The 4,676-nt window shown below is 72.7% G+C and carries 6 protein-coding genes; 3 read left to right on the top strand and 3 right to left on the bottom strand.

The window, feature by feature from the left end:
• Positions 1-95: 95 nt before the first annotated feature.
• Both IH61_RS0139515 and IH61_RS0139510 read right to left on the bottom strand, forming a co-directional pair.
• Positions 96-425: a DUF6980 family protein gene (locus IH61_RS0139515; RefSeq protein WP_324607651.1), complete on the bottom strand. Its 330-nt coding sequence runs from the start codon at positions 423-425 to the stop codon at positions 96-98.
• Between the two features lie 101 nt (positions 426-526).
• Positions 527-1,306 (bottom strand): uracil-DNA glycosylase, encoded by a 780-nt coding sequence (locus tag IH61_RS0139510; protein ID WP_031079208.1) that lies wholly within the window; start codon positions 1,304-1,306, stop codon positions 527-529.
• Positions 1,307-1,428: 122 nt separating this feature from the next.
• On the opposite strand from IH61_RS0139510, the gene IH61_RS0139505 reads away from it, so the two are divergent.
• Positions 1,429-2,448: a slipin family protein gene (locus IH61_RS0139505; RefSeq protein ID WP_078911745.1), complete on the top strand. Its 1,020-nt coding sequence runs from the start codon at positions 1,429-1,431 to the stop codon at positions 2,446-2,448.
• A gap of 78 nt (positions 2,449-2,526) precedes the next feature.
• On the top strand, positions 2,527-2,976 hold the full coding sequence (locus tag IH61_RS0139500; RefSeq protein ID WP_031079205.1) for a CBS domain-containing protein: 450 nt from the start codon (positions 2,527-2,529) through the stop codon (positions 2,974-2,976).
• A 105-nt stretch (positions 2,977-3,081) separates the two neighbouring features.
• Here the strand turns inward: IH61_RS0139500 and IH61_RS0139495 are convergent, their stop codons facing one another.
• The gene (locus IH61_RS0139495) at positions 3,082-3,495 is read right to left on the bottom strand and encodes a PaaI family thioesterase (RefSeq protein ID WP_031079204.1); all 414 of its coding nucleotides are present in this window, start codon (positions 3,493-3,495) and stop codon (positions 3,082-3,084) included.
• A 382-nt stretch (positions 3,496-3,877) separates the two neighbouring features.
• Between IH61_RS0139495 and IH61_RS0139485 the strand changes: the two genes are divergently transcribed.
• Entirely contained in the window at positions 3,878-4,402 is a 525-nt protein-coding gene (locus IH61_RS0139485) for a hypothetical protein (RefSeq protein WP_051838775.1), read from the top strand.
• Positions 4,403-4,676 lie beyond the last annotated feature (274 nt).

The raw sequence follows: 4,676 nt of genomic DNA, 5'->3' as shown, positions 1-4,676 counted from the left end.
CCGTGTCACCCACAGACTGCCCTCCCCAGAGCTCCCGCATCCCATGCCTGATCGTAGCGGTCGGCTCAGAACTCCCACCCCTTGGAATCGATCATCTAGAGCTGTCCGGGGGCCGAGGTCAGCCAGCGACCGTCCTCGAACTCGGCCGGGACGCCGTCTTCCCACGGGTCGATGCCCCGGCGTTCGAGCTCATCGAACCAGCGATCGCGCTGGGACTCGGGTAGCCGGTGACCGCACCACGGGCAGAACTCGATGCGGCACTTCGCGCTGCCGCCGTCGTGGATGACGATCCCGTACTCCTGGAACCTAGGGGAGAAGCGGACCAGGACGTCGACGCAGTCGGACGTGTCGGGGTGTCGGTCGCACTGCCGGTTCAGCTGCGTGGTCATCTGCTCGCAGCAGTGTTCGGTCGTGGGCGAGATCAAGGCTTCGGGGCTCCTGGGATCGATCGGATGCGGTCGATTGAAGCACGATGTGCGGTGGCCCGCTGCAAATTTTCCTTCTGTGGGCGGCAGTTGGGGGCCACCTACTCCGGGGTGGGGTTGAGGCCAGCTGTCAGGGCTGCCTCGCGCAGGGCGGTGCGGAGCATGGGTGGGGTGAGGCGGCCGGTGTTCGTGTTGCGGGGGCTGACGTGGTAGCAGCCGTAGAGGGTCAGTGGGGGGCCGCCGTCCGTGGCGGGGAAGGTGGCTTCGGTGGCGTGGCCGAAGGTGGGGCGGGGGCGGGGGATCTGCCAGCCGGCGTCGGCGATGACGGGGAGCATGGCCTGCCAGGCGAAGCCGCCGAGGGCGAGGACCGTGCGGACGGTGGGGCGTAGGAGTTGCAGTTCGCGGGTGATCCAGGGGCGGCAGGTGTCGCGTTCGGTGGTGGTGGGCTTGTTCTCGGGCGGGGCGCAGCGGACGGGGTCCGTGATGCGGACGCCGTACAGTTCCAGGCCGTCGCCGTGGCGGACGGATTCGGGGCGATTGGCGAGGCCGAGGTCGTAGAGGGCGGCGTACAGGAGGTCGCCGGAGGGGTCGCCGGTGAAGATGCGGCCGGTGCGGTTGGCGCCGTGGGCGGCGGGGGCGAGGCCGACGAGGACGAGAGGGGCGTCGGGTGGGCCGAAGCCGGGGATGGGGCGGGCCCAGTAGTCCCAGTCGAGGTAGGCGCGGCGTTTGGTGCGGGCCGTCTCCTCGCGCCACTCGACGAGGCGGGGGCAGGCCCGGCAGTGGGTGACCACGCGGTCCAGTTCGGTGAGTCCGGCGGCGCGGGCGGATGCCTCGGCGGGGTGTGCGGGGTGGCCGGGGTCGTCGGCGGGGCACGGCGGCATGGTCGTGATCCTAGGGTCTGGTGGGACGGGCGTCCCGGCGGTGGCGGGGCAGGCGTAGCGTGGGATTTGCGCTGGTTTGCGCTGGTTTGCGCCGGTTCGCGCGGAAGGCCGAGGAGGCCGTGATGATCGTTGATGCGGTGCTGGGGGCGATCGGGGGGCTGGTGGGGCTGGGGGCACTGTGGGCGGGGATGAGCATCCGTGTCGTCCAGCAGTTCCAGAAGGGTGTGGTGTTCCGCTTCGGGCGGGTGCGCGAGGAGGTGCGGGAGCCGGGGCTGGTGGCGCTGATGCCGATCGCCGACCGGCTGCGCAGGGTGAACGTGCAGATCGTGACGATGCCGATCCCGGCGCAGGAGGGCATCACCCGGGACAACGTCACCGTACGGGTGGACGCGGTGGTGTACTTCCGGGTGCTCGATCCGGTGAAGGCCACGGTCAACGTGCAGGACTACACCTTCGCGATGTCGCAGGTCGCGCAGACCTCCCTGCGGTCGATCATCGGCAAGAGCGAGCTGGACGATCTGCTGGCGAACCGCGAACCGATCAACCAGGGCCTGGAGCTGATGATCGACAGCCCGGCGCTGGGCTGGGGCATTCAGATCGACCGGGTGGAGATCAAGGACGTCGCCCTGCCGGAGTCGATGAAGCGTTCGATCGCCCGGCAGGCGGAGGCCGAGCGTGAGCGGCGGGCGAGGATCATCACGGCGGACGGCGAGTACCAGGCGTCGGAGCGGCTGTCGGAGGCGGCCCGGGTGATGAGCGCGACACCGTCGGCGCTCCAACTGCGGCTGTTGCAGACGGTGGTGGAGGTGGCGGCGGAGAAGAACTCCACGCTGGTGCTGCCGTTCCCGGTGGAGCTGCTGCGGTTCCTGGACAGTGCGACGGAGAACCAGCAGCGGGAGGTGCTCGCGGCTGCGGCGGCTGCGGCGGCGGTCAAGGTGGCGCAGCAGTCCGGGGTGGACGTCGAGGTGGAGCGGGAGGCGCCCCCGCGGCCGGTCGAGGGCGGGGAGGCGCGGGAACTCCCGGAGCTGGACGAGGTGTTGCGGCAGTCGCCGCTGGTGGAGGGGGAGGGCGTGGGGGAGCGCACGGGGGATGGCGCGGGGGATGGGACGGGAGAGGGCGAGGCGCCGGGGCGGGCGGCCTGACGGGCTTCCCCGGTGGCGTCGGTCACCCGTGCGGACCACGATGGACGAGGGAGTGGAAGCCAGGCCAGGAGGCGGATCATGACCAGAGCGATCGACATCATGCACCCGGGCGCCGAGTGTGTCCGCGAGGGCCAGACGCTGGCGGAGGCCGCCCGGATCATGCGGGACCGGCACGTCGGCGCGCTGCCCATCTGCGGGGACGACGACCGGTTGCTCGGCATCGTGACCGACCGTGACATCGTGCTGCGCTGCGTCGCCGAGGGTCGGGACCCGGCGGAGGTGACGGCGGGAGAGCTGGCACTGGGCCGGCCGATGACGGTGGAGGCGGACGAGGACTGCGAGCAGGTGCTGCGGGTGATGGAGCAGTACCAGGTGCGCCGGCTGCCGGTGATCAACCACCCGGAGCACAAGCTGGTCGGGATGATCAGCGAGGCCGACATCGCCCGCGGGCTGCCGCAGGCGCGGCTGGCGGAGTTCGTGTCGGCCGTCTGCGCGGAGGAGGCGCCGAAGGCGACGGCGGGCAGTTAGCGCGGAGCGCGCCGGGGCCGTGGCGTTCCCCCGAACGGCGTACGGCACTACGCAAGTAGTGGCACTACTTGCGTAGTGCCGTACGCCGTTCGGGGGTGTCGGGGGTCAGCCGCCGAGGGCGTAGACGGCGGTGGCGTGGGCGGCCGGGTCGTCGGTGCCCTCCGGGGTGAGGGTGATGTCCAGGAAGGCGATCCGGCGGCCCAGTTTGGTGACGCGGGCGTGTACCAGGACGTCCCGGTCGGTGACGGCGCGCTGGAAGTTGGTGGACTGCTGGACGGTGGTCATCGGGCCGAAGCCGCCGCGGGCGGCGGAGACGGCGATCACGCTCGCGGTGTCGGCGGCGGCCATCAGGGCCTGCCCGGACAGGGCGCCGCCCTCGCGCGCCAGCTGGTCGGACCAGGGCAGGCGCAGGACGGCGTGGTGCTCGCCCGTCTCGACGGTGGAGAGGCCGAGGGCCTGCACCCAGGGGGCGAAGTGGGCGGCGAGGAGGCCGTCGGCCTCGGCGGGGGTGAGGGTCACGGGGGCATTGTGGCAAGGAGGCGGGCCGGGCGTCAGGGGTTGCGGCCCGCGAGGCTGTCGAGGTGGCGGCGCAGGACGGCGCGCAGTTCGTCCGGGCCGAGGAGGTCGGCGCGCTGGTCGGTGTCGGGGGCGGGCTCGAGGAGCACGCGGGCGCGGGTGTGGACGCGGGCTGCTCGCCTCGCGCCACGGCCTGGCGGCGGATGCCCGGCCCGTCCAACTCTCCATCGGTGTCGGGTTCCTGGGGGAGGCGCTGGTGGTCGGCTGTCGCGGACTCGTGTCCGGGACTCCGTTCGCGCCCGAGCGGCGGGGCTCGAGCCCGTTGTCGAGGTTCGATCGGTAACAATGGTTGTCGAGACGAGTATCGGCAACTATGGTTGTCGGCATGACGACCGTGGAGATCACCCCTGAGGAGAGCGCCGAGCTGGGCCGGGCGCTCGTGGACGCGCTGAACCCGCTCGCCGCCGCCGTGCGTTCGCGCGGGACCGGGCTGCCGGAGGAGCGGAGCTGGCACGGGGAGCCGGTCGAGATCGCGCTCTCCGTGCTGTCCGCCTGGAAGCTGGTGGACGTCGAGGTGAAGCGGCTCACGGCGCTCGCGGCCGCCACCGCCGGTTCCTACGGGGCGAGTTACGAGCAGCTGGGTGCGGCCTGGGGCATCACCCGGCAGGGTGCCCGGAAGAAGTGGCCGGAGGCGGTCGCGCGGCCGGCGCGGCCGGGGGTGCTCGAACTGTTCGGCGGGACGGCGGAGTTGACGGAGGCGGAGGACGGCTGGCGGTGGTCCGCGGTGGCCGCGGACGGCACGGCCGGGGAGGCGGCCGCCGGGTACCCGAGCCGGGAGGAGGCCGCGGCGCACGCCGGGGCCTTCCTGGCGGCGGGGGGTGTCGGCGAGGGTTCCTCCCGGCTCGGATAGTCGATCGGGGTGGGGAGCGGACGGCGCGGGTGGAACGGCACCAGGTGCGGGGCGGACCGGTCGCGGAGGCGCTGGAGGAGTTCGGGGACAGGCTGTCCACGGCGACCCGTGTCATGCGGCGGGAGCCGAGCGAGGGCCGCGACGGGGCTTCGGCTGCACCCGCGCCGAGCACCGTACGCGATCGCGCGGGTGGTCGGCCCGGGCGGTCAGCCGTGTCGGGGTGGGGTGTCGCCGGGGGGTGGTGGGGGGAGGGCGCCGGCGATGAGTTCGGCGA

It is taken from the genome of Streptomyces sp. NRRL WC-3742 (assembly GCF_000720635.1).
Lineage (GTDB): Bacteria > Actinomycetota > Actinomycetes > Streptomycetales > Streptomycetaceae > Kitasatospora.
This window is presented reverse-complemented; position numbering and strand designations above follow the sequence as displayed.